Source organism: Brevibacillus sp. HB2.2 (assembly GCF_013284275.1).
Classification (GTDB): domain Bacteria; phylum Bacillota; class Bacilli; order Brevibacillales; family Brevibacillaceae; genus Brevibacillus; species Brevibacillus brevis_D.
In genome coordinates this window covers 134507-156905 of the sequence record NZ_JABSUV010000008.1, presented here as the reverse complement: position 1 = coordinate 156905, position 22399 = coordinate 134507, and the positions used below count along the sequence as shown (strand labels likewise).

The following is a 22399-nucleotide window of genomic DNA, read 5'->3' as shown; positions in this document are numbered from 1 at the left end:
GAATAGGCACCCGCGCGGTGCTTTTTCTTTTGAAAAACCACTTAGTAGAAACGAGTCCAGAAATAGGTATAAGGATGCGGGAGAGAACTCTGCCCGAAGGCTGGGTATCTCCAGGGTAATTGTGGGTGAGGTGTAACTTTATTCAAGAGGAGTTCGTCAAACAAATGTATTTGCAAACCCCCGATAAACATGTGCCCCACTGAGGAGGTAACAAGTCCATGAAAAAGGTTGTGCTCATCGCTGCAATGACAGCCGTTCTGTCTGTCGGGCAGATCGCCTATCCCATTCAAGAGGTAGGAGCGGCAACGGCGACCTCCTATCGCATTTCCTACAAAATGCCCACGGTCAATACGCTGGAAGAAAAAGAAGTTTTTCATGCTCTCCTAAAAGATGCGCTTAAGATCAAAAATCCGCATCCGGCCAGCATCCTGGACAAAAACAGAAAAAGTCTCACGGAAATTGTCGGCGATCTTAACGGTACAGACACGCCGCGCGGTTTCATGATCGATCAATTCGTCGTTTCTAAAAACGGGTATTTATTTGCCCTGTACAATGAGATCGGGGTATTGGATCCCGTCTATCCCAAAGGCTACGATCCGGCCGCCATCAGCAAGCAAATATTGGAGCAGGAAGCATCGGGTCAATGGGCAGGCGATCTACGGCGAAAGCGAGGAGAGATGGAACTAAAAGCACGGATAGACGCACTTGTCCAAGCGGGGTACGTACAGCCTGAGGAACTGAAAGACCAACTGCTTACGAAGCAATTTGTTGCGGAGACGTTGTACCGCATGTACAAAAAAGTTAGGCCTTTTAAAGGGAGTGTAGCTCCCAAGGACAGCCAAAGTGAAGCGGTCCGTTGGGCAGTAGAGGTGGGAGTGCCGGAATTCCAGGTCGATGCAAAAGGGTATGTGTATCCGCAAGCGCAGCCGTACTACACAAATTCGCTCGACTTCATCCAGCTGTTTTTGCCGAGTAAAAAAACAGCGGCTGGATGGGAGTATTTTCAATACGAAGTCAATCAAGACATGCTGCTTGAGGCCGTGCACAACTATTCGGGCCAATTACTGTATGTAAACAACAAGCCGTTGTCCTCCCATCCCAACTATGTGATTCTGTCTAAACTTCCAGAGACGAAGAAGGCCGAAACGCAGCTCAGCGCCTCTCTTGAACCTAAAGTAATGGAGATGGTGGAGCAAGTCCGGCAAGAAGTCCAAAAACCGCGTGTGTGGGACTGGCGAACAGACGTAATCCGGCATCCTTCCTTTACCAAACTTGTGAGCGAGTACCGGAAAACGAAGAGCCAAAAAGCGCTGAATCAGGTCTATCAATCAGTCAAGGCGCGCTATAATTTATTCGATCGGCAGGACTCGCTGCAGGTCATAAAAAGCGTCCTGGATCATATTCGGTGAGTTTTCGATAGCACTACACCATTATCAAACAAAAGCACCCGTGTGGTGCTTTTTTCGTGTTTCCTCACTACTTTTGACAAGCCGTTCGCGCATATCTTCTCGACAGGAGGGGATGAACGGTGCATGTAAAGATTATACCGGGTATTGCTACTGACAGTATTCGTTCCGCCTGCTATCAGTATTTATTAGGAAAATACAGGAGGGAGAAGCCGTATGATCGGAATATATGCCAGGGTGAGTACAGAGGAACAAGCCAAGAGCGGATTCAGCCTCGACGATCAGTTAAGGGAATGCAGGAAGAAAGCAGCGACGAGTGAAGCTGCTGAATATGTTGACGATGTATCAGGCGAGTTCTTAGATCGACCGGCTCTCTCAAGGCTTAGACGAGATGCGAAGGAAGGACTCATTACGAAAATCGTTTGTCTGGATCCCGACCGTTTATCACGCAAGCTTATGAACCAGCTGCTAATTACAGATGAATTTGATAAACGCGGGATAGAGCTCGTATTCGTGAATGGCGAATACGCCAAGACTCCAGAAGGACAGCTCTTTTATAGCATGCGTGGAGCAATTGCAGAATTCGAAAAAGCGAAAATCAATGAACGAATGAGTCGTGGAAGAAGAGAAAAGGCAAGACAGGGCCGTGTTCTCCGTGACTTTCAAATATATGGATACAGCTATGATTCCAAGAAGGAACAGATCGTAATAAATGAAGCAGAGGCAGCAGTAGTGCGACTCGTATTTGATCTGTTTACTCAGCCCAACGAGCTCGTTCAGGGAATTAATGGGATAGCTGTTTATTTAACCAATAAAGGGGTTCCTACCAAGCGTGGTGCTAGTGTATGGCATCGTCAGGTGGTGCGACAGATGCTGATGAACGAGGCGTACGTGGGGAGATTTTATCAAAATAAGTGGAATACGGAAGGAATGCTGGGTAATCAGTTTCGCGAGGCAGATGAGAAAGTCCGTATGAAAATGCGCCCAAAAGATGAGTGGATATCCTTGCCCTGCCCATCTATCATTGACGAAGTGAAATTTGAACATGCCCAGCGACTGCTAAAGGAATCCAGAAGGAGATGGGCAGGCCGGAGCTTCAACGAGTACCTCTTAAGTGGCCTAGTACGGTGTGGGTCCTGTGGTAATACGATGTCAGGAAGAAAAGTGAAAAACTGGAGCCAACATGTATTTGAGTATACTGACGTTAAGAATACAGCAGGTGCAAAAAATAAGGGATGCGGTCGCCGTGTAAGATGTGAGCAATTGGACAATCAGGTTTGGGAAACGGTACGTTCATGGTTGAACAATCCAGATGAGATAGCGATAGCGGTTGAAGAAAAGGTGGAGACTCCATTTGAGCAAGTAGAGCTGGAACGTTTGCAAAAAGAACTCGAAAAAACGAAAGCAGGACGCAAAAAATTGCTCAAATTATTTGCATCCGTTGAAGAAGACATAAGCGAAGAAGATATACGGCAAGGGTTAAAAGAGCTGAAGGAAAAGGAAGATAAACTGAATCAGCGCTTGAACGAGCTACATGAACAAGCGAAACTACAGATCGATAACGAATATAGCCGCAACTTGATCCAGGAAGCTGCTGACTATTATTTATCAAAAGCACAGGATGAACTTTCGTTTGAGGATAAGAAAGAGCTGATCCGTCATGTAGTAAGGGAAGTTAGAGTTTATGAAGAGAGCGTGGAGATATACACGTTCTAAATCCGTTTATGCACTTCTTTTGACATTTAGATTGAAATCCTCATGCATCTGAGAAGTCTGAAAAAAACCAAAAAAGATGTTTCCTTGCACGACCCAATCGGGACGGATAAAGAAGGGAATGAAATCACCTTAATCGACGTCCTTGGTACAGAAACCGACGAAGTGGTCGACGCTGTGCAGCTCAAGCTGGAGTCCAATAAAATTTACCAGCACATACACATCCTCGATGAGCGTGAAAAAGAGGTGATCATCGGTAGGTTTGGGCTGGATCAGGACAAAGAAAAAACACAGCGTGAAATTGCGCGGGAGCTGGGCATTTCTCGTTCGTATGTATCCCGTATCGAAAAGCGAGCGTTAATGAAGTTGTTTAATGAGTTTTATCGGACGAAACAGCCGCAGGGTAGATAAAAGGTAAAGGGATAAAGGAAAATCAGTTGAGAAAAGATCACCCGTAAGCGAGGCATTGTTTAAGCCAGCCGTCTTACGGGTGATTGGTGTGCGAATAGCATCGGCAAAAATAACCCCACCCTATAGCACATTCACTAAGGGTGGAGTGGGAATCGTTACCCTGCCTATGGCTCACTCTTTAGGGATTCAATCCAATCAGCATGACAGCTACTGCACAATAGTTCATTGCGGTCCTGCTTACCTTGGAAAAACGTGATTTGGCGAACGCTGTCCGTTTCACATTCACAGTAATAACAGCGATATTTCTCCAATTCGTTCCCTCCTGGAAGAGTTTTTCAAGAGTAACGATAGTTATCCTTTCCATCTATGATGTTATCTAACACACTGGGAATATTTCGAATGTTCAAAAGCTCAATTAAGTTAAATCAGACTAGCGATGTAATATCATTTGGGATACGAGGAGACAGGATTCGTAGGAAGGGTTTAGAGATTCACCGAAGAAGCGAGTAAACACCCGCTCTTTAGTACCATCACCTGATAAGTGATGAAATTGCAAGAGTGGTCGTCCTCTCGAGAAGCGGTGCTTTTTGCATTAAACACAATATGTACTTTGTATTATTGGTCTTCGCCAACATAACGACTTTCTCCAGACATGAATTTATTTAATGAGATCCACCATTTTAGGGAAATGGGCATCAGAAAATATTCAATTGAACTTGAAATTTCACAACCTAGCAATGATTCCAGAAACCCAATTGTCGCTAATTCTCTAACATAGTCGTCACCGTTGATATGCAGCATTTCTAAAACCTCAAATATCATTGGGAACTCGGTTAACTTTTGCTGTTGGTAAAGCTCATCTACATGTTGGGCGAAATCTGAGACATCAATATACGGAAGATGCTCTTCGCTATCGTCGTAAGTTTCACTAACAAAATGGAGCCATCTTTCTTTATAGGATGGACAAGCAGATAAGAATAAGTCGATAACCTCATGTTTTTGTATCATTTCAAAGTTCACTCCATAAAAGGTATATCGAAATTTTATCACATGGACAAATCGTTATTTAACACTTTAGTTACTGTGTACCTAGATACTCAATGCTCATTATGGTTATTCAAGCAATGCTTCTCGTAGTTTATTAATCGAATTGATTATTTGATTAGTTTCTTCAATGGAATTCATATTTGTACGAGCATGTAATAGGGCGGGGCGCAAAGATTCAACGGATCGCCCGAACTGTGTCATCCATTCGTAACGTGGAACCATCCATATATGAAAATGATGGGTAGTATCCTCGTTGTAAAAATAATAGACATGTTCAATTCCTAATACTTCTCGTTGTGCTTTTCTAATCTTCCGAATTAAGAGTATGTAATCGTGTGCTTCTTCCTCGGTTAGTTCATCAAGACATTTAATGTGGCGTTTAGAGGCAACGATTACCTGCCCAGTGATTGGGTAGGCAACATCCTGATGAGCATGAAAATAGTCGGTCTCAATTAGTACACCTCCTTCTGGTATAACTAATCCGCCGACTATAGCACAACTTAAGCATTCAACATTAATTGTTTGACCATCAGCCAAGGTAATTGTACGCAATAGATTTCATCCTCTCATTAGTGGCTTGTGAAAGAGGTATAGCGTGTCAAAAAGAGAATGATCAAGTATAAAATTTCCAATTGTTAACAAAATGTGTAATAAAAAAAGTCCCAGTATCAAACTGGAACTTTTACGAAACATGCTTAAAGTTTTCTGAAATCATCAGTGAGAATGCCCGCATACCCCCAGTTTTCATCGTCAATCTCTTCAATAACGATGTGAGTATGTTCAGGCTTTTTGCCAAGAACATTAACAAGAGTTTCAGTGAACTCTTTCACAATCTGAGCTTTTTGATCACGGGTTGCACCTTTTGTAATTTGAAGGTTGATATATGGCATTTGTCCACATCTCCAATCAGGTTCTTTTATAACGTAGACGGGCAAGTTAGCAAATAGTTTCACTCATATCAACAGTTTGGATGACAAGGATTTTTAACTTAATAGTTAGGGAGGAAAGAGCGATGAATAGACAAGCAATTTTGGATGTTTTGAACAACCTGGAGGTAGTTGAAATAAATGGCGGAGATAGCCCATACATCCTCGTTGAAAACAATGAGATTGTACGCCAGAAACTCAATGCAGTTGGAAAGAGTCTTGCCCTCATTGTGAAATGACACTCTACGGTGAAGGTATTTCATGGGATGAACAGGTACTTGTTCGCATCTATGTAGACCATAAAACTGGTGAATTAAAGGTTTGGGGTTTAGATTCAGATGATTAACAAAACGGTAATTGAGAAGAACGGAGGTGAGACGGTGTACAAAACATTTCGTGCTTCGGTAATGTTCTCAATAAGTAAAAAAGAGCCGCGCTTACACGGCTCCAACTATTATATTCTTATTGACCACCTGTATTTGAAGCCCAGACAGGATACCAGCCTTGATTCAAGTCCGTAGTGTTATAAAGAACTAGATTTCCATCATCTTGCATAATCATAAGGTCGCCTCTAAGGTTTACGGGTGGTTTACCTTGATAATGGATATTACTCCATGCAGCGTTATCTGAATACCAAAGCGGATCACCATTCCCACGGAGTAAAACGAGTTTTCCGCTATAAAAGTCAAGCTTGAGAGAATGTCCAACACCGTTGGTATTCACGCTCCATAAGACGGTATTTGATCTGGTCTTCTTTATCTGAAGAGCCTGACGCACAGTAAAACCTAATTGGTATTTACCGTTAATTGACGTAAGCGAACCAGTCATTTCTTGATTTGGCTTAAGACGGTCATTCCAAAATGCAAATGTTGCAGAAGTGAAATGGAGTTGGATCATGAAAACTGCAAATAACAGCAAAGCAATCTTTTTCATAATAATCTCCTATTGGATTTATTTTACTAATTTTACTAAATTTTACCATAAACTCAATGAAAATGGGCAATTTTCAAAAAATATTTAAATCACACGATTTGTTAAATTTTAGGGGATTTAAGTGATCAAATACAACTTGGAGCAAAGTAACAGTCTAAGAAGATTTAACAGAGGTAGCACAAAATATTGTTGGTTTACTTTTGACTTCAAATATCCGAATCAATAAGAAAAAACCGCCTGCGATGGCGATTTTCTCTAACTGCTTGTTTACAATAGCTTGACTAGGTAGTAATTTCCCGAGGTATCGTAACCAGCGTCGGAGTCTACAGTAAAAGTATAAGTTGTCCCAGCCACAGTAGGAAAGGTAATTGTTCTACTTGCGCCAGTATTTGGTGAACCATATTGCCCCCCACCTGGAGGTGAAAAATTGTCACCAATAATCCTATAGGGAATATGGTTAGGGACCCCAGATAACTCAATAGTTACTGATCCCGATGAATATGCTGTGAACTTATAATAATCAACTGTATCCGAAGTAGATAATTGACCAAATCTACCAAAACCTAATTCATTTGCCGAGGATCTCTTGTTGTTTGGCTCAACTTCCATTTGATACCCATTAAGCTTAATAGCTCTACCAATTTCTTTTTCCGCGGTGGTTTCTTCCGCAAATGTTGAGCTAGTCATCCCTAAAACTAAAGTCAAACCAAGTAAACTAGTTACAAATTTTTTCATACTTTTACCTCCTATATTGGGATTAACCTGATATTACCATAATAAGGATATATAGCAATTAAATAGTAGAAATTAATATAATATTCACATTTCTTGCGTTTTTTTATTTACTATAAGGAAGTGATGTGGTATGCGGGGTGATGAAATGAATACGCAGAACGTCGGATATAAAATCATATGCCAGCCTTGCGTCGCTGAGGTAATCATGACGAACGGCTATAACGGAGTTGAGCCAATAGAGGTATATACGAGCCATAAGGATAGCTGGGCTGGAGCCTCAAGTATTGAATTGAACATCTAATGCAAGTGTGGGCAAACTGTTGGGTTCTACACATGGTAACTTTACAAAACATTACTGGAGAATAGCTTGCTGAATAAAGAATTGATTACAATAAGTTCTTTGAACGATAGGAGGATGAATCGGTTGTGGAGGATATAAGATCATTACTACCTCGGGACAAACATGACATGGAAAACGTGGAGAAATTAAAGCGTTTAGATAAAGCTTCTTTAAGGTCGATCTTACCGGAATTGTTTGAATGGATACAGGATATTAATTGGCCGATAGCTCCCGAACTTGCCAAAATACTCATTTCATGTGGGAAAGATATCGTGCCTGAATTAAAAAAGGCGTTGGAATCTGGTGATGATGATTGGAAGTTCGCCTGCTTTGGTTGGATTATAACCGAGCTACCACGGGATATTATCAAAGAACTAGCACCCGAGTTAAAACGGATAGCTTATCAACCAAGTTCAACTGAAAGAAACAGTGAGTTAGACGATAACGCCAAAGAAATTTTAAAAACACTAGCGATAATTTAACAAAAGAGAAATTGTGAAGGGGGGTATAGAAAGGAGATAGGAATGCAGAAAGACGACCCTATTTTACAAAGGCCGTCTGCTGAATTCCTTATATCGGGTGCCTTGATAAGTTAATATGCCTGTATCACCTTCGACCAGCAAGCCATACTCACTACCTTTTACATGGAATTCTAGTCTTTCTCCGTTGCTGAGTTCAAAAGTAAGGTAATAGTATGTGGATACACTGGTATCATTACCTCCACCTGAAGTGCTAGTGCGTTTACCAATTATTTTTGCAGGTTGAGTTAAGATTGGGGAGGCATTATTTGACATCCAAATCTTGATACCATTTATAATCGCTCCTAAGATGAAAAGTACAATTATTCCAGCAATCACTAAAAACCACCAGGGCGGACCAAAACCACTAGAGAAAGATGGTCCAAAGTCATTTGTGAACATTCCATAATCACTCCAATATTTTCGGTTACATGTTATACGTAAAAATATGGTTGTTGTTTCCTTTTAAAGTAAAAAGTCTATTTAACATACTATTTCAGGAGTAAAAAAATCCACGCTCCTTAAACGGAGCGTGGAAAATAAAGAATAATTAATTTGGGGGTAACTTGTTTGTCATCTTGCCTAATATTTTACTGACATGAACTGGACCGATTACTCTGCTATCTAGACTATTTAAACGATTATCACCTAAAACAAATATTGTATCTTCGGGGATAGTTATAGGCCCGAAGTCCTCAGTCAGATAGTGATTTTCTTTTTTGGCTACATTTTTAGCTGAAGCCAAGTATGGTTCGTCGACCACTTTGTTATTGATGTAGAGAATATCACTTTTATATTCAAGCGTTTCTCCAGGCAACGCAATGACCCTTTTAACGTGTTTTCGATCTTCTTCTACTTGAAAAATAACGATATCCCCACGTTGGATAGGATTGGAGTCATAGAAGGTTTTATCAACAAGAAATTGATCATTACTACTCAAGGTAGGGGCCATACTCTCACCTTCAGAAACAAAGACACTCTTGGATTGGTCAGGGTGGACAGGGGGAAAACTTGCGAAAATAAAAGACAACATGAGGAAGAGCGTTTTCATTCGTATCACCTTATTTTTTTACCTAATTTTATCCAATTGATTTCAAAAAGAAAAGCCCCCAGCCAGGAGCCCGAATATGTGTTCGTCAAACCATATTATAGCTTGGGTTGCCACGAGGGGGAATTGGAAAGATGAGCGCACAATTAGATTTGTTCGTTAATGCTAAAGACAAAGAGAGAGCTCGTTCGCTATTAAAAGCCTACCCATCGATGAAAGCTGCCGTGGAGATTTACACAGTTGAGAAATACTTCCCTGAATATTACGACTTCATGGAAATAGATATGGTAAATATCGAGGGTAATGGCACGAGAGGGGATATTGATGGGGGTGGAACTCGACGTGACGTTGTCGGCAACACAATCATTCTTAGGGAAGAACGTCCATTGATGATCCGCAACTATGAACAAAAGTGCATGGCAATTGAAAGAGCAATTGGAGCACTCCATGTAGTAGGACGGGAGATCATCCAGAAATGCTTCTTCGAACAAAAAAGGGACAAGCATATCTATGAGTTTGAGCTACGCTTGCCAAAGAGCACCTATGACTTTCACAAGAACAGAGCAATTGATAGGGTGACATTCATCCTTAAGGCGGCTGCCATTATCTGAGCCGTCTTTTCTATTGGGCGTTTTTCGTACAAAACCTGCACCTTTCTTGTACCAAAACTAGGCTTCACCCCTGTTATTATGAGAACATGAAAAATTGTGAATGAGCCATCCGGTGATAATGCTGGGTGGCTTTTAGTATGGTAAGTGTCAAACCTTGCACAGTTTTAAAATTCAGAACATAACTTTTTGCGTTTTTCCAGTTGAGATAATTTTAGGAAATTAAGACTATATACCTAAAAATATGGATACATTACTATTTTATTGAAATTAAATAATATAGGAGTTGATTCTATGAAAAGAAAGCTACTTAGTTTCCCCATTCTGGCTCTTAGTACTCTTAGTTTGCTATTTTCTCCAAATGTTTCTTACGCAGTTACAGATCAAAATGAAAACCAGAGTGTATCTACTCAATCAGTTAACGACGTTGAAGACAAAGGAGATGGTTTTCGTTCTGCAATAAAACAATCAGAATTTGGTGAAACCGTAGTAGGTGGTGAAGCGAATTTAAAGGTCCCAGGCAACTCATATATTAATGCAATTGCCGAAAAAATATATCCGGAATTTTTCATCACTATTAACTCTGAGGATGGCTCTACGTTTGATGGTGGGGTTATCCTAGAAGGAAAACAATGGAAAGCAGTTATTTTTGGAGGGGGTGTTTGGAAAGAAATTAAACTCCCGAGCATAACTGGAAAAACGGTAAAATTAAAGTTTGGAGGTGAAATAGATGAACGTGGCGAGTATATAGTTAAACTACATGTTATAAACACCTCTGGAAAAACTCTTGGTTCTGTATTCGTTGACAAGGATACTCCTACATATGATAAAAATGGTAATTTAACGGGTAAACTTGGTTGGCTAGCAGAGAATCCTTATTGGAGAGGTTTAAAAACAGTAGGCTTTGAGTTGAATATGGTTCCTAAAAGTGATAAGGGATATTATCATCAAACTACTGACAGTTATGGAAAACGAGCCTTTTTTCAAGGAGCTGAATTTTCCATTGCTGTTCCTGTAAAAAAGGCCGGTGGAACATTGTCATTGGACAAATTTAATTGGACACACATAAAAAATTGTGACGACACCCAGTACGATCAATCAGAGGTGGAAAAAATAGTCTATGACGTTTCTAACAAAACGTACTTGTTCACAACAATAAATTTTAATAATTTACCCTAGAGTAAAAATCTCTAAGTTGTATAATTGGGCCCTTTCTCGTAAATGAGTGGGAGGTCTATAAGCGTCAAACTTGGCACACCTTCAAGATGTATGGACCTCTTTCACTTGTCGTCCGCATTGGACAAGCAAGTGTTGAAATTCGGTCAGGATTTGATCCGAACTTACTTCGCTAAATCGTGCAAACACTGTAGACACCCTGTTGACGTTGCCAATCATCCAGTGTGCTTATCTTGCTTGTGGCCCAACAGGTCTGCTAATGGATTATTTTTCGCGAAATTGATTCAAATAACTTGGGAAGGATTATTTACCAAAAAAACTATTAAATTAGAGGGAGAGAAAGAAATGAGCTTTAATAAAAAAATAGTAAAGTACCTTGTTTGCACTTTTTTATTAACGATTCCGTTTGAAGCCAGTGCTGCTACATTATCTTCCGTAACAAGTGGGAATTGGGGGCATGGGGGAACTAGGGCCGGCATCGCTGCGGTTGAAAAAACCTCAGATGGAAACATTCTTGCAGTAGGAAATGGAGTTTATGCAATAATAGACGCAAGTACAGGACAAACAATGACAAGGGGAGAGTTAAAACCCACACCGAGCATCTCCGCACATGACGCGCAGACTTTGAAAGATGGAAATACTTTATTGGTAGGTTTAAGTGGAAAATGGATGCTAGTATCATCATCAGGTGTAGAACTAAGAAGAGGTCAGTTAGCTAAGACGACTATAATAAATGCTGTTACGGAACTTAAAAATGGGAATATTGTTATGGTGCAGCATAGTGGTTACTATACCATAATGGATTCTTCACTAAACGTAATTCGGTCTGGTACGTGGTCGCATGGTAACTATAGCAGCTCGATATATGATGTAATAGAACTTGAAAATGGGAATATATTCATGTCGGGGCAACAAGGCAGGTATGCAGTAATAAATGAAAAGGGAAAAACAATTTCCTCTGGTTCTGGTGAATGGGGCGTTATGACTCACATCTACGATTTAACAAGACTTTCTGATGGTAAAATTTTTGCCGTTGGATCTAAGGGTAAATATTTGCTTTTTGATAAAGACGGAAAACAAATTAGTGAAGGGTTAATAGATGATGTCCAATCCCATCACTGGAAGATGGTTGTGGGTGTATCTGATAACTATGCAGTAGTAATTGATCATAATGGCAATGCAAAATTAATCAAGATAAATGAAAATAACAATGTCCAGGTTGCTTCTCAAATGAGCTTAAATTTACAAGTAGGTGAACTTTTTAAAAGTTTTTCTAGAATAGCGGATAACAAAGTATTCGTTGGAGATATTCATGGTAATTTCGAAATGTTAGAGGTTGATACATCAAACTAAGAAAATGCACCCGCGCGGTGCTTTTTTTCATGGAGGTGGGTGAAATGTAGTGGGCCAGTACGTCGACTCCACAACAGGAGAAATATACTACACCGAGGAAGTGCTGCGCCGGTCGGACGAGATTGTAAAAGTATTTCGTCCAGTCGGTCGCAGCTCAAAATTCGTGAAGATCAAAGCCAGCCAAAAGGCAAAGCGACGGCTCAGAAAGCTGTCACTCGCTGAGGCTGGCTTTTTATTGAAGATCGCACCTTATGCCAGTGAGGGAACTAACCTTCTGCAAGGCGACAATGAGCGCGGACAAAAGGGGACGCCACTTACCGTTAAAGACCTTGCCCGCATCGCAGACTGTTCCTATCCAACAGCACGCAAGATTGTGAAGACATTCATTGAGCTGCACATCATGCGTTGAACCGACGTGGAAAGACGGTCAGCATTCGCTATCAACCCACTGTATTCTCTCAATGGGAAGACAGCAGAGGCGTGGCTTCTGCAGCTATTCAGCCAGGAGATCACGGAGGCAGGCGAAGACCCCAATTTGGACTAGGGGGTCGCCAGAAGGCAACAGGCAGCCAAAGCATAAGGCTCTAAGCTTCAACCTCATTTTTTTCGGTGAAACAATACACATACTTTTCTGCTGGAATAGTAGTCGTTTGGTTTCACCTACAAAACACGGCGACAGCCCAACAGCATCAAGGCATACTGCAATTCAAGGGCTGGCAGTATTCTTCATTCTTACTTTATCGCCACGAAGGAGCTGAACAGCATGGACATACGGAAAATACCACTCTCTAAAATCAATCCAGCCCCCTATAATCCGCGAATAGATTTGCAACCGGGCGACATCGAATACGAGAAGCTGAAACGATCGATTGAGGAATTCGGTTGCGTCGAAACGCTCGTCTGGAATGAACGGACGGGTAATTTGGTCGGAGGTCACCAACGGTTTAAGATTCTAGTAAATGAGTTGGGATCCACGGAAGTAAATGTTTCGGTTGTGGACTTGGATGACATCCGCGAGAAGGCGCTCAACATCGCACTGAACAAGATCAGCGTTGCTTGGGATGAGGAAATGCTTGCACAGGTGTTGGCTGAGCTACAGGAGAGCGATTTGGACGTAGAGCTCACAGGCTTTGATTTGGAGGATCAATGAGCACGTCAACATTGAAATAGATGAACCAGTTAAGGAAGATGATTTCGATGTTGAGAAAGCATTAAACGATATCATTGAACCGGAGACGAAGCCAGGGGACATCTGGAGACTCGGGCGGCACATCCTTATGTGCGGAGACGCCACAAGTGAGCAGGATGTAAAACGGCTGATGGATGGACAGCAGGCAGCTCTAGTAGTTACTGATCCACCCTATAATGTTGCTGTCAAAAGTGAATCGGCAGGACTGGCTTTAGACGGAAGAGAGAGCATCTTAAATGATGATATGCCTATGGAACAGTTCGAGGACTTCCTTCAAGCGGTGTTTGCAAATTATGCATCAATCATGGACCCGAAAGCAGCAATCTATGTTTTCCATCCTTCTAGCTATCAGCGAGAATTTGAGAACAAGATGAACGAGGCCGGAATAGTATCGCGCACCCAGTGTATTTGGGTTAAGAACGCTTTTTCGTTGTCGTTTGCTCAATATAAGTTCAAGCATGAACCAGTGTTCTATGCTCATCTAAAAGGGCAGGCTCCAGCATGGTACGGAGGCTATAAGCAGACCACAGTTTGGAAATCAGGATTACCTTCACTCATAGAAGAACCGGAGACAGTCTGGGAGGTATCGCGTGGGGATGTAAGCAAGTACGTCCATCCAACTCAAAAGCCATTGGAACTGTTGACCATTCCAATAGGGAACAGCAGCAAGAAGGATGACGTGGTGGCTGACTTTTCGGAGGCAGTGGATCAACACTGATGACCTGTGAACAGATGGGGCGTATCTGTAGAACAATGGAGCTTGATCCGAAATTCTGTGATGTCATCAAGCGACGTTACTATGAAGTGACGGGCATTGAACCTGTGTTGCTAACGAGACAAAGCGCTAGAAAATAATATCGATTTCGATATCGGGCCACGCTTCTTTTAGTGGCAGCCCATTTAACTTAACAAGAGAGAGCAACTCATCTGGCTGTTTTGTAGTAATGACACTATCCTCGTCATAGTAACGTGTGAATGAATAACCAAACGGAGTGTTTGTTATTGAGTATCTGTTGCTATTATAAATAAACTCGATGTCACGACCTGATCTTATATCTTCAACGAATTGATCATATGAGTAAGGCGCCATAGCAGGCACTTCCTTTCTAAATATAAGCAAAAGGGTCCCCCCATGCAACCAGATAACCCCGGCTGAGATAGTGGAAACCCGTGGCCATGGAAGCTTCAAGCCACTATCTCGTTTTCCATTTTACAGGAAAGCCGAGGGTGCCACAATGAAAACAACTACAGAACAGTCTTCTCCTGAATCTATTGACCTTCTGTTGCAATATCAAATTGAAGTGATGGAAGGCATCATGGAATCGAAGGATCAATACAGGAAAGTCGTGAAAGCAGCCATTGCAAAGTGGGTTAAGGACTTCCAATCAGGCCATATCGAAATAAAGTAGATGACCTGAAAAAGCTGATCGAATTGGATATCGAATTGCAGAAAGACGAGTGTCAATTAATTGCTAATTTTATCTAGGAGGAAGTATTCTTGTGCGCCTGCTATTCCCAGTGCTACACGTTTCTCCTGGACAGTAACCAATCCCTCCATTAGCCGGGGTCACTGGTGCGTTTGGACCTGCTGACATACAAGGTACTGGAACTGGAGAACATACTTCAGTAAATCCTCCCCATGGAATACGATAAGGACCTGAAGTATCTGAACCACCAGACTCTAAAAATTCAGATACAGGACGCTCGCTTTGTTCTGCCATTAAATTTCCCTCCATTTCATTTTTTGATACATTGTTATTGTGTTACACAGAACCAAAGGACACTCAGACAATGCTTGTCAACAATAGAGAAAACAACTCAGACTCTACGGCGTAGGAGGTCGCTTGATACGTTTGGAAGTCGAATGGCTAACACTTGGGTAAATAAACCTAAAAGAGGCAATTCTGACGGTCTGGTGATCACCTGAATTTGCCCTTTAGCTGGAACTTTTCTATGCAAGTTTTTATGCAGTTTCGACACTGGGAAATAAGCGGAAAGCCAATGAAATCAACGGTGCATATTCATACAAGAGGGGTTACAGAGTCAAAATTTATACGGAGCCATTGGGAACTCAACATTTCCATGGCTTCTTTCTTTTTAGCAATGAGTCCGATAGCGGCTATTATGTAAACCCAATTCGGGCACAAATGAATGCGATATACATATTCGACAAGCTATGGTTTCCATCCAAATCAAAGGTGGTGAGGTGAGATGTAATGGCAAGAGAACGAAGCCCAAACCGTGACAAGGCATTCAAGCTGTGGCAGGATAGCGGCGGAGAAATGCCGCTGAAAGAGATTGCTCAAAAGCTGGGTGTCTCTGACTCTCAAGTTCGCAAGTGGAAGAATCAAGCCAAGTGGGACGAGAATATCAAAGGTAACGTTACCAATGAATCGAAAGGTAACGTTACTAATCGTGGCGGAGCGCCGAAGGGTAACAAAAACGCCCTGGGCAATCGCGGCGGACATGGTGCCCCTAAAGGAAACAGGTATGCTGTTGGCAACAATGGCGGCGCACCATTACGGAATCAGAACGTCATTAAAACAGGTGAATATGAAACCATCTGGCTTGATACCCTTGACGATAAGGAGCGCGAACTGTACGAGCAAATTGACCTCGATCCATTGGCTCAAGCAAATGAGCAGATTAATTTTCAGACTGTGCCTAGCTATAGAGATTCATTGACAAGCGTAAATAGTGTACAAGATAAATATAAAACTGGAAAGGAAACTAAATTACAGGTACCGAGTAATAATGTTGACACTGTAGAGATTTCAAACGATGCGCAGTTGATGTTGAGAAGTACTAGAAGTGCTAAAAAAATTTGACGAAGATGTTGCTAAGTTTGTTGATCGTACTCTTTCGGGAAAAGTAAAAGTCGGAAAATATTATGTAGAGTCTCGTATACATGAAGATAGCCTTCTCGTTAGAGAAGCTGAGAAGGCTATGAAAGACTCGAAAATACAGAAGGATGCTGATGCATTATTAAGAAGATACCTAGAAGGGAATAATAATCCTGGGATCGATAATAATAATATTTTTGGAGACATCTTTGAACTCAGATAAAGAAAAGGTGCAAGAGTGTACTTGAGAAAGTCAGGAGATACTGTTGAGGTACTAGCGAAATCTGACAAAAACAATGAGCAAGACGTTATCAACCGTTTGAGAAAACTATACAAATAGAAAATATTGGTTTTAATATTGTCAATTGAGGAGGGAGCCGTTAACTATGAAGAAGCATATTTGGATTAACACAGAATTATCTGAGATCGAGAGTCAGCAAAAAAATGATAATAATGTTGATGTAATCGTAACCTTACCAGATCGAACAAGATGGTGGGGAACATTTTTTACTTATCAAAACATCGAAACATTACGACGGAAGAATAAAAATACTGGTGAGAACCTGTCTGGCACTTATCTATGGTCGATAAATATGGTTATTGTTGAAGATGTGAGTCGTGAAACGATTGAAAAAGTAGTGGATGAGCTTATTCGAGAAGGTGATTTACAAACAATTATGGCGAAGATCGATGATGTTTCTAGTGACTCAGAAGCTGAATATGGTGATGATTTTTTTGAATAGGCTAATCACTCACTCTCTACGAAGTCCTTATTTTTGGCGTTAAAGAAACAACCCGTCCCTGTATTTAGGAGACGGGTTTACACGATTTATAATCAGTTAATGGGTTACACAAGTATATGTACGGTGATCTATCTGTACATTTAATTAAAGATTAAGTCCAGAATACAGATAAAGACTGAGGGTGAATGAAATCACCTTAATCGACGTCCTTGGTACAGAAACCGATGAAGTGGTCGACGCTGTGCAGCTCAAGCTGGAGTCCAATAAAATTTACCAGCACATACACATCCTCGATGAGCGTGAAAAAGAGGTGATCATCGGTAGGTTTGGGCTGGATCAGGACAAAGAAAAAACACAGCGTGAAATTGCGCGGGAGCTGGGCATTTCTCGTTCGTATGTATCCCGTATCGAAAAGCGAGCGTTAATGAAGTTGTTTAATGAGTTTTATCGGACGAAACAGCCGCAGGGTAGATAAAAGGTAAAGGAATAAAGGAAAATCAGTTGAGAAAAGATCACCCGTAAGCGAGGCATTCTTTAAGCCAGCCGTCTTACGGGTGATTGCTGTGCGAATAGCATCGGCAAAAATAACCCCACCCTATAGCCAAATTCACTAAGGGTGGAGTGGGGAACGTTACCCTGCCTATGGCTCACTCTTTAGGGATTCAATCCAATCAGCATGACAGGTGCCGCACAATAGTTCATTGCGATCCTGCTTACCTTGGAAAAACGTGATTTGGCGAACGCTGTCAGTCTCACATTCACAGTAGTAACAGCGATATTTCTCCAATTCGTTCCCTCCTGGAAGAGTTTTTCAAGAGTAACGATAGTTATCCTTTCCATCTATGATGTTATCTAACACACTAGGAATTTTTCAAATGATTAAAAGCGAAAAGGCCCCTGCAGTGTTTTATAAAGTAATAAAAAAACACTTCTCATCGAGAAGTGTAGAAAGTGAAATTAATGATTACTCTTCTACATCAATTTCCCATTCTTCTGACCCTATAATATTTCCTTTCTCTACAGAAAATCGAAGGGTATATTTTCCTGATTCTTGGAAGAAAACTGTCCCTTCATATCCATCCTCATAAGGTTGCATTACAATGCTCACATTTTGGTTATTGTCAAAGTAAGTTACTTTTACTAATGCATTCCGTAACGGCCTACCATTGTAAGACAAACCGCTCGCTACATCAATTGGAGTTTTGGATACAATTCCATTGGCAGAACCAGCTTGTAATTTCCAGTCAAATTCATTTTTTGTGGCTAGTGATGGCCCAAGTAAGAAACTTGCAGGAATTAAAAGTGCAAATAAGAGAGGCAGAACAACTATTAAGTTTCCAGATTTAAAAAGTTTTTTGTTCAAAATGAAATACCTCCGATTCACTTACGATACAGTCTCCTCTATAAGGACGAAAGTGATGGTAATTTGTTACAATCTTGGTTGGATTTTTTTATGTTGAACGGTTAGATGATCCTTGTGCCAGTAAAAGGGAAGCGAAGGCTCTTGACTGGAAAGTATCAGAAGGTGACGGGATCTTCTGCGAAGAGGACGGACATTCAGGGTACGGGTGATGGTGCATGCCGGTGCAGATGTGGACATTCTCATTCTTTCTCCTTTGCGGTCATGGGTTTAAGATGTTCTCCCAGTGAATCGAGGAAGAAAATTACAGGAAGAATCTAAATAATACAATTGTATTGTTTTGAGGTGCATGTTATGATGTCTTTAGAAAATTGTAAATAAGTGGAAGTGTTTGTAGTTTTGATTTGTATCCCGTCGTAGTTGACGAAACATTTTGTAGGAGTGAGGATTATGATGAAAGGTTTAATGACTTTGGGTGCAGTTGTTTCTGCATTAACTTTCGGTTCGCAAGCTGTGTTTGCAAGTGAAATCACACAAAATCAAACTTCATTTAACCAGGGGCAGAGTAAGCTTCAAGCTGAAGTACAAAGTGAGTCTCCTTTCTTTTGGTTTCATCTTTCGAGATTAGATAGGATAGCTTCCTCTGGAACATTCACGATCAATGCAAAAACGTCAGTTAAGGTAGTAGCTTTTACCGGTAGTGTAAGTTATCCAGTGGTCCCGGATTCAAAGGTCTATATCGTTAATCCAAATGGAAAGACTCTATCTATGTCAGTAATTGGGAATCAATATAAAGAAGAATATTTTGAACTGGATCCCGGGACCTATTATTTAGAGTGTGTAAATTATGGAAGCGGTCCTATTTATATGAATGTAAATTTATACGAAAATTAATATTTTCCATTTTAAGATCAAAGCTTGCCAAAAGGCAAAGCGACGACTTGAACTGCACCTCAATTGTTAGGCACATCTAACAGCTGGAGGTGCATTTTTTTTGTCCAAGTTTAGGAATAGAAGCACTTTTTAAAAAACAAAAGAAGGCATGTTGTTTGAACATGTCCCCCCTGTTTTATTAATTATGCTGATGTTGTTTTTTTCGAAATGCAAGTGCTACGTCAATCATTAGTCCAAACAAGAAGTAAGTAATGACATGCAGTAAATACCCAACAGAAAGAATGGTACTGTTAGCATCCTGATGCACTTCTATTATCCAATGTCTGAACGGTTCAATATAAACAAGTTCACAGAGGATGGGGTTCGTCACTGCAAATAAGATGTGTTTTTTATCATTCCCTAAAATATCAAAGAGGCAAATCAAAATACTGACCAAAGTTAGCCAAAAACTAAATTTTTTAAGCAGGGTCAATATGTTCACTCTCCTAAATATGGATTCGGATCATCCAGACTATGGTAATGGACATATTACTTACGTAGCCAATAACCGTCTTGAATCATGCGGCGGTTTTTTATTTGCACGGCACGTGTGAAACAAAAGCGAGAATCGTTCGTCAAAGTAAGGGGAGTTCCATATATTTACAAGCAAAAAGCATTATAGCATTCTACCTTTTGAAAAAATAGAAACAGAGGAGTGAAAATAAAAAAAGCACCTGACGATGATATTGCGGTACGGGAAGGATGAAAAATGTAATGAAGAACACAAGACAAATTATATTATCAACACTTGCATTAGGTTTTCTTGTCGGCGCGGGCTATCTATTTTTAGATTCTCATAAAATCGAAACGAGTCGTGCTTACGACCAAACATCTCATAAACCAGCAAAAAGTGATAAGCAGACGATAAAAAAAGTGGATGTATCGGTGGATGTAGTAGAGGGCTTCGACAGTATCAAAAAGCTTACTGAAAGCGCTGAAGTGATTGCCGAGATTGAAATCAATGAATCGGAGAGCTTCCAGTATAAAAATGTTGTATTTACCCGTAGTGATGCAAAAGTCAAACAAGTGTATAAGGGTGATGTAGAGCCAGAAAATGTGATCAAAATATTAGAGACCGGCGGATATAAAAATGGAACAGAGTATACTACTGAGGGTAATAAGGTATTCGAAACAGGTGAAAAAGCGTATGTATACTTAGAAGAATATGAAGGTCCCGTTGCCGAAGACGCGTACGTAATTAAAGGGGTTTATCAAGGGAAATTCCTCGAAGAAGAAGGTCAGTTGCAGTCTCCTAATGGAGTGGCTAAAGGATTGCAAGTAAATAACGAAAGTCAATTAGGGCTTGATTAAAATGAATGGCACTAGCCACTTAGCCCCGCAAATACGTGATAAACGATATGCTCGAATGTATTCTAGAAATAGCTAACCCGTCCCTGTTTTTACGGAGACGGGTTCTTTCTGCGAAATGTTTATTCGTACCCAGAATGGGCGGGCAACTTTATTTGACCAAGATTTCAACCTTGGTTCCGTCGGGATAATCCTCTAGTTGATTGGAAATCCACGATCCAGCCCCTCGATTATCTGAAGGTGATATGTATTCAATATGTGCCCCTGTGCCTCCTTCAGCACACATAGCCATTGGCCATTCATCTCGATCATATCCCTTTTTTGTAGGAATACCTTTGAGTGATTTTTCGCGATTTCCATCTGCCCCACTTCGGTCAATTGTACATACAGCTGACTTCCCAGAGGCAATCGCTTCTTTGATATGCTTTGCAGTCTGAGGGTATCGATCAGACGGAAAAACAATCGTATGGTCTACGTTCCCGTTGCTGACTGTTTTGTTCTCTATTGGCACAAGTCCAAAGAAATAGGCGGCGCCGATCAGCAGCACCACAATCAACATCAGGATTTTTTTCTGTGTCATGCTTTTGTCCTCCAATATAAGTTCTTGTTCAATAATAACACCGCCAAGGATTATGTCGAGGAGTTGTGAATGCCTATAATCTTCTGTAAGCCTATTTCATAAGGCCAAAGCTTATACATATCCTTGATGAATGCGAAAAAGAAGTGATACAGACAAGTAAATAGAATGAAGCCACTCGGATGCCGAGTGGCTTTTCTATTTACTAGCGGATCAATAAGCTCCACCTCTAAAACGATTTTTACAAGTATCTCACAAGAAAACCAAGTGAACCGTATTTCAACCAGATAGTTATTTTGTAACGGCGACATAAATCATCTCTGCCGACACGAAAACTTGAAAAGCGGCCACACCAAATAGAATAAAGGCCATCTTACGGTTTTTCTTCAATTCAAATGATCCTAAAGAAGCCATGACAACGGCAAGGCATATCATCGTTACGATTCTTAAGAAAGCCACATGGGTAAAAATATTCACTACTGCAATAGCAAGAGCAACTACTGAAAAGATGTTGAACCAAAGAGGTCTATTTTTCATAAACAATCACCAACGATTTCCTTTTTGAAGTAATTTTAACAGATAGGCGATCTAGAAACATTAAAATGGCTCCGGGAATGTAACAAGAAAAACTCCCTAATAAACAGGGAGTGGTAAAAACACAACCAATGTGGTTAGCATGATGTTTCTTGGAATAAGGTCACATTACATCTCGCGTTCTGGACACCACCAACCGCACCCATGACGCATGCATAGCCAGATACAGCCTCCAGATTGTGCTGGATAATAAGATGAATGTTGCACCAATTGACCATTTACTTTCTTGAATTTCTTAGAATGAGATTTCTTCTTTTTCATGGGATCTCTTCTCCTTTAGGATGGATCTAAAATAAGGTATTAACAGAATTTTCCTTTTGATTGTACGAGTGTTCTCAAGTGACGAAAATGGACGATAAAATAGTGTTAGGATGGTCACGGACGTGTGCTCGCCTTATTGAGGATGGAATGAAAAGGCACTCCAATAAGGTTCCAACGTCCCACAGTTTGGCGTTTTGGGAAACCTCGATTGTAATTTCGGGGAATTTCTGAAGAGGAAAATCAAAAGTCTCTGCCCCTAATGTATTGGATATAACATATGTTAAAATAATGGCTATCGGAATTGATAGACTGTGTGCTTTTTTATCGAGGTGGTTGTAATGTCAAGTTTCAATTTAATGAGGTGTCCATGCAGATTT

At 40.8% G+C, this 22399-nt stretch carries 28 protein-coding genes and 3 pseudogenes; 19 read left to right on the top strand and 12 right to left on the bottom strand.

Annotated features, from left to right (window positions below):
- Nucleotides 1-218 precede the first annotated feature (218 nt).
- From HP401_RS08120 to HP401_RS08110, 3 genes and pseudogenes are all read left to right on the top strand, one after another.
- Nucleotides 219-1409, top strand: a complete 1191-nt coding sequence (locus HP401_RS08120; protein WP_173604681.1) for a hypothetical protein — start codon at nucleotides 219-221, stop codon at nucleotides 1407-1409.
- A gap of 213 nt (nucleotides 1410-1622) precedes the next feature.
- Nucleotides 1623-3122 carry a recombinase family protein gene (locus HP401_RS08115; RefSeq protein ID WP_173604680.1) on the top strand — a complete coding sequence of 500 codons (1500 nt, stop codon included), beginning with the start codon at nucleotides 1623-1625 and terminating at the stop codon, nucleotides 3120-3122.
- 33 nt (nucleotides 3123-3155) lie between these two features.
- Nucleotides 3156-3530: pseudogene (locus HP401_RS08110) on the top strand (sigma-70 family RNA polymerase sigma factor); the annotation flags it as partial.
- Between the two features lie 615 nt (nucleotides 3531-4145).
- On the opposite strand, the gene HP401_RS08105 reads toward HP401_RS08110, so the two are convergent.
- The 3 genes from HP401_RS08105 to HP401_RS08095 all read right to left on the bottom strand — a co-directional run bounded on the left by HP401_RS08105 (nucleotide 4146) and on the right by HP401_RS08095 (nucleotide 5467).
- Entirely contained in the window at nucleotides 4146-4538 is a 393-nt protein-coding gene (locus tag HP401_RS08105; RefSeq protein ID WP_172143289.1) for a DUF7674 family protein, read from the bottom strand.
- Nucleotides 4539-4643: 105 nt separating this feature from the next.
- Nucleotides 4644-5129, bottom strand: coding sequence for an HIT family protein (locus HP401_RS08100; protein ID WP_106834073.1), 486 nt, complete (start codon nucleotides 5127-5129; stop codon nucleotides 4644-4646).
- A gap of 143 nt (nucleotides 5130-5272) precedes the next feature.
- The gene (locus HP401_RS08095; protein WP_012685646.1) at nucleotides 5273-5467 is read right to left on the bottom strand and encodes a tautomerase family protein; all 195 of its coding nucleotides are present in this window, start codon (nucleotides 5465-5467) and stop codon (nucleotides 5273-5275) included.
- A 122-nt stretch (nucleotides 5468-5589) separates the two neighbouring features.
- Between HP401_RS08095 and HP401_RS08090 the strand changes: the two genes are divergently transcribed.
- Nucleotides 5590-5742, top strand: a complete 153-nt coding sequence (locus tag HP401_RS08090) for a hypothetical protein (protein WP_155801079.1) — start codon at nucleotides 5590-5592, stop codon at nucleotides 5740-5742.
- 223 nt (nucleotides 5743-5965) lie between these two features.
- On the opposite strand, the gene HP401_RS08085 is transcribed toward HP401_RS08090, so the two are convergent.
- Together HP401_RS08085 and HP401_RS08080 are read right to left on the bottom strand one after the other, a co-directional pair.
- Nucleotides 5966-6436, bottom strand: a complete 471-nt coding sequence (locus HP401_RS08085) for a hypothetical protein (protein ID WP_173604679.1) — start codon at nucleotides 6434-6436, stop codon at nucleotides 5966-5968.
- Nucleotides 6437-6703: 267 nt separating this feature from the next.
- The gene (locus tag HP401_RS08080) at nucleotides 6704-7171 is read right to left on the bottom strand and encodes a hypothetical protein (protein WP_173604678.1); all 468 of its coding nucleotides are present in this window, start codon (nucleotides 7169-7171) and stop codon (nucleotides 6704-6706) included.
- Between the two features lie 145 nt (nucleotides 7172-7316).
- Here HP401_RS08080 and HP401_RS08075 point away from each other — a divergent pair, with 145 nt between their 5' ends.
- The gene (locus HP401_RS08075; protein WP_173604677.1) at nucleotides 7317-7472 is read left to right on the top strand and encodes a hypothetical protein; all 156 of its coding nucleotides are present in this window, start codon (nucleotides 7317-7319) and stop codon (nucleotides 7470-7472) included.
- Between the two features lie 125 nt (nucleotides 7473-7597).
- Nucleotides 7598-7993: a DUF5071 domain-containing protein gene (locus tag HP401_RS08070; RefSeq protein WP_173604676.1), complete on the top strand. Its 396-nt coding sequence runs from the start codon at nucleotides 7598-7600 to the stop codon at nucleotides 7991-7993.
- A 63-nt stretch (nucleotides 7994-8056) separates the two neighbouring features.
- Here the strand turns inward: HP401_RS08070 and HP401_RS08065 are convergent, their stop codons facing one another.
- Nucleotides 8057-8431: a DUF2500 domain-containing protein gene (locus HP401_RS08065; RefSeq protein WP_173604675.1), complete on the bottom strand. Its 375-nt coding sequence runs from the start codon at nucleotides 8429-8431 to the stop codon at nucleotides 8057-8059.
- A 148-nt stretch (nucleotides 8432-8579) separates the two neighbouring features.
- Complete coding sequence (gene lepB / locus HP401_RS08060; protein ID WP_173604674.1) at nucleotides 8580-9080, bottom strand: signal peptidase I; 501 nt, start codon at nucleotides 9078-9080, stop codon at nucleotides 8580-8582.
- A 131-nt stretch (nucleotides 9081-9211) separates the two neighbouring features.
- Between lepB and HP401_RS08055 the strand changes: the two genes are divergently transcribed.
- From HP401_RS08055 to HP401_RS08010, 11 genes and pseudogenes are all read left to right on the top strand, one after another.
- Nucleotides 9212-9688: a hypothetical protein gene (locus tag HP401_RS08055; protein ID WP_173604673.1), complete on the top strand. Its 477-nt coding sequence runs from the start codon at nucleotides 9212-9214 to the stop codon at nucleotides 9686-9688.
- 291 nt (nucleotides 9689-9979) lie between these two features.
- Nucleotides 9980-10864 (top strand): hypothetical protein, encoded by an 885-nt coding sequence (locus HP401_RS08050; protein WP_173604672.1) that lies wholly within the window; start codon nucleotides 9980-9982, stop codon nucleotides 10862-10864.
- Nucleotides 10865-11206: 342 nt separating this feature from the next.
- Complete coding sequence (locus HP401_RS08045) at nucleotides 11207-12214, top strand: YopX family protein (RefSeq protein ID WP_173604671.1); 1008 nt, start codon at nucleotides 11207-11209, stop codon at nucleotides 12212-12214.
- Nucleotides 12215-12263: 49 nt separating this feature from the next.
- Nucleotides 12264-12623 (top strand): hypothetical protein, encoded by a 360-nt coding sequence (locus HP401_RS08040; RefSeq protein ID WP_254457028.1) that lies wholly within the window; start codon nucleotides 12264-12266, stop codon nucleotides 12621-12623.
- 354 nt (nucleotides 12624-12977) lie between these two features.
- Nucleotides 12978-13364, top strand: coding sequence for a ParB N-terminal domain-containing protein (locus tag HP401_RS35695; RefSeq protein WP_375140430.1), 387 nt, complete (start codon nucleotides 12978-12980; stop codon nucleotides 13362-13364).
- Nucleotides 13345-14121 carry a DNA-methyltransferase gene (locus HP401_RS35690; protein WP_375140429.1) on the top strand — a complete coding sequence of 259 codons (777 nt, stop codon included), beginning with the start codon at nucleotides 13345-13347 and terminating at the stop codon, nucleotides 14119-14121. The genes HP401_RS35695 and HP401_RS35690 overlap by 20 nt, the downstream gene beginning before the upstream one ends.
- Nucleotides 14122-14638: 517 nt before the next feature.
- A pseudogene (locus HP401_RS08030) lies at nucleotides 14639-14889 on the top strand (hypothetical protein).
- 730 nt (nucleotides 14890-15619) lie between these two features.
- Nucleotides 15620-16231 (top strand): phage terminase small subunit, encoded by a 612-nt coding sequence (gene terS, locus HP401_RS08025; RefSeq protein ID WP_254457027.1) that lies wholly within the window; start codon nucleotides 15620-15622, stop codon nucleotides 16229-16231.
- Nucleotides 16215-16469 (top strand): hypothetical protein, encoded by a 255-nt coding sequence (locus HP401_RS29840; RefSeq protein WP_254457026.1) that lies wholly within the window; start codon nucleotides 16215-16217, stop codon nucleotides 16467-16469. Before terS ends, HP401_RS29840 begins: the two co-directional genes overlap by 17 nt.
- 163 nt (nucleotides 16470-16632) lie before the next feature.
- Nucleotides 16633-16989 (top strand): hypothetical protein, encoded by a 357-nt coding sequence (locus HP401_RS08015; RefSeq protein WP_012685660.1) that lies wholly within the window; start codon nucleotides 16633-16635, stop codon nucleotides 16987-16989.
- A gap of 184 nt (nucleotides 16990-17173) precedes the next feature.
- Nucleotides 17174-17464, top strand: a pseudogene (locus tag HP401_RS08010) (sigma-70 family RNA polymerase sigma factor); the annotation flags it as partial.
- 165 nt (nucleotides 17465-17629) lie between these two features.
- Here the strand turns inward: HP401_RS08010 and HP401_RS08005 are convergent.
- Together HP401_RS08005 and HP401_RS08000 are read right to left on the bottom strand one after the other, a co-directional pair.
- On the bottom strand, nucleotides 17630-17776 hold the full coding sequence (locus HP401_RS08005; protein WP_173604670.1) for a hypothetical protein: 147 nt from the start codon (nucleotides 17774-17776) through the stop codon (nucleotides 17630-17632).
- A 177-nt stretch (nucleotides 17777-17953) separates the two neighbouring features.
- A complete protein-coding gene (locus tag HP401_RS08000; protein WP_173604669.1) occupies nucleotides 17954-18352 on the bottom strand; it encodes a hypothetical protein in 399 nt (132 codons plus the stop codon).
- A gap of 447 nt (nucleotides 18353-18799) precedes the next feature.
- Between HP401_RS08000 and HP401_RS07995 the strand changes: the two genes are divergently transcribed.
- The gene (locus HP401_RS07995; RefSeq protein WP_173604668.1) at nucleotides 18800-19243 is read left to right on the top strand and encodes a hypothetical protein; all 444 of its coding nucleotides are present in this window, start codon (nucleotides 18800-18802) and stop codon (nucleotides 19241-19243) included.
- 178 nt (nucleotides 19244-19421) lie between these two features.
- Here the strand turns inward: HP401_RS07995 and HP401_RS07990 are convergent, their stop codons facing one another.
- Entirely contained in the window at nucleotides 19422-19715 is a 294-nt protein-coding gene (locus tag HP401_RS07990; RefSeq protein ID WP_173604667.1) for a hypothetical protein, read from the bottom strand.
- 281 nt (nucleotides 19716-19996) lie between these two features.
- Here HP401_RS07990 and HP401_RS07985 point away from each other — a divergent pair, with 281 nt between their 5' ends.
- Entirely contained in the window at nucleotides 19997-20593 is a 597-nt protein-coding gene (locus tag HP401_RS07985; protein ID WP_173604666.1) for a hypothetical protein, read from the top strand.
- A 148-nt stretch (nucleotides 20594-20741) separates the two neighbouring features.
- Here HP401_RS07985 and HP401_RS07980 read toward each other — a convergent pair whose 3' ends face one another.
- Nucleotides 20742-21170 (bottom strand): NucA/NucB deoxyribonuclease domain-containing protein, encoded by a 429-nt coding sequence (locus HP401_RS07980; RefSeq protein WP_173604665.1) that lies wholly within the window; start codon nucleotides 21168-21170, stop codon nucleotides 20742-20744.
- 288 nt (nucleotides 21171-21458) lie between these two features.
- Complete coding sequence (locus HP401_RS07975; protein WP_142495722.1) at nucleotides 21459-21704, bottom strand: hypothetical protein; 246 nt, start codon at nucleotides 21702-21704, stop codon at nucleotides 21459-21461.
- Nucleotides 21705-22399: the final 695 nt, after the last annotated feature.

Bases quoted from the DNA above. Each gene is read 5' to 3' on its own strand.
- HP401_RS08095 (WP_012685646.1), bottom strand. From the start codon at position 5,467: ATGCCATATATCAACCTTCAAATTACAAAAGGTGCAACCCGTGATCAA.
- HP401_RS08055 (WP_173604673.1), top strand. From the start codon at position 9,212: ATGAGCGCACAATTAGATTTGTTCGTTAATGCTAAAGACAAAGAGAGA.
- HP401_RS08045 (WP_173604671.1), top strand. From the start codon at position 11,207: ATGAGCTTTAATAAAAAAATAGTAAAGTACCTTGTTTGCACTTTTTTA.
- HP401_RS08080 (WP_173604678.1), bottom strand. From the start codon at position 7,171: ATGAAAAAATTTGTAACTAGTTTACTTGGTTTGACTTTAGTTTTAGGG.
- HP401_RS07995 (WP_173604668.1), top strand. From the start codon at position 18,800: ATGATGAAAGGTTTAATGACTTTGGGTGCAGTTGTTTCTGCATTAACT.
- HP401_RS08090 (WP_155801079.1), top strand. From the start codon at position 5,590: ATGAATAGACAAGCAATTTTGGATGTTTTGAACAACCTGGAGGTAGTT.
- HP401_RS07985 (WP_173604666.1), top strand. From the start codon at position 19,997: ATGAAGAACACAAGACAAATTATATTATCAACACTTGCATTAGGTTTT.
- HP401_RS08085 (WP_173604679.1), bottom strand. From the start codon at position 6,436: ATGAAAAAGATTGCTTTGCTGTTATTTGCAGTTTTCATGATCCAACTC.
- HP401_RS08105 (WP_172143289.1), bottom strand. From the start codon at position 4,538: ATGATACAAAAACATGAGGTTATCGACTTATTCTTATCTGCTTGTCCA.
- HP401_RS08120 (WP_173604681.1), top strand. From the start codon at position 219: ATGAAAAAGGTTGTGCTCATCGCTGCAATGACAGCCGTTCTGTCTGTC.
- HP401_RS08065 (WP_173604675.1), bottom strand. From the start codon at position 8,431: ATGTTCACAAATGACTTTGGACCATCTTTCTCTAGTGGTTTTGGTCCG.
- HP401_RS35695 (WP_375140430.1), top strand. From the start codon at position 12,978: ATGGACATACGGAAAATACCACTCTCTAAAATCAATCCAGCCCCCTAT.
- HP401_RS08015 (WP_012685660.1), top strand. From the start codon at position 16,633: ATGAAGAAGCATATTTGGATTAACACAGAATTATCTGAGATCGAGAGT.
- HP401_RS08115 (WP_173604680.1), top strand. From the start codon at position 1,623: ATGATCGGAATATATGCCAGGGTGAGTACAGAGGAACAAGCCAAGAGC.
- HP401_RS07975 (WP_142495722.1), bottom strand. From the start codon at position 21,704: ATGAAAAATAGACCTCTTTGGTTCAACATCTTTTCAGTAGTTGCTCTT.
- terS (WP_254457027.1), top strand. From the start codon at position 15,620: ATGGCAAGAGAACGAAGCCCAAACCGTGACAAGGCATTCAAGCTGTGG.
- HP401_RS07980 (WP_173604665.1), bottom strand. From the start codon at position 21,170: ATGACACAGAAAAAAATCCTGATGTTGATTGTGGTGCTGCTGATCGGC.
- HP401_RS08075 (WP_173604677.1), top strand. From the start codon at position 7,317: ATGAATACGCAGAACGTCGGATATAAAATCATATGCCAGCCTTGCGTC.
- HP401_RS08050 (WP_173604672.1), top strand. From the start codon at position 9,980: ATGAAAAGAAAGCTACTTAGTTTCCCCATTCTGGCTCTTAGTACTCTT.
- lepB (WP_173604674.1), bottom strand. From the start codon at position 9,080: ATGAAAACGCTCTTCCTCATGTTGTCTTTTATTTTCGCAAGTTTTCCC.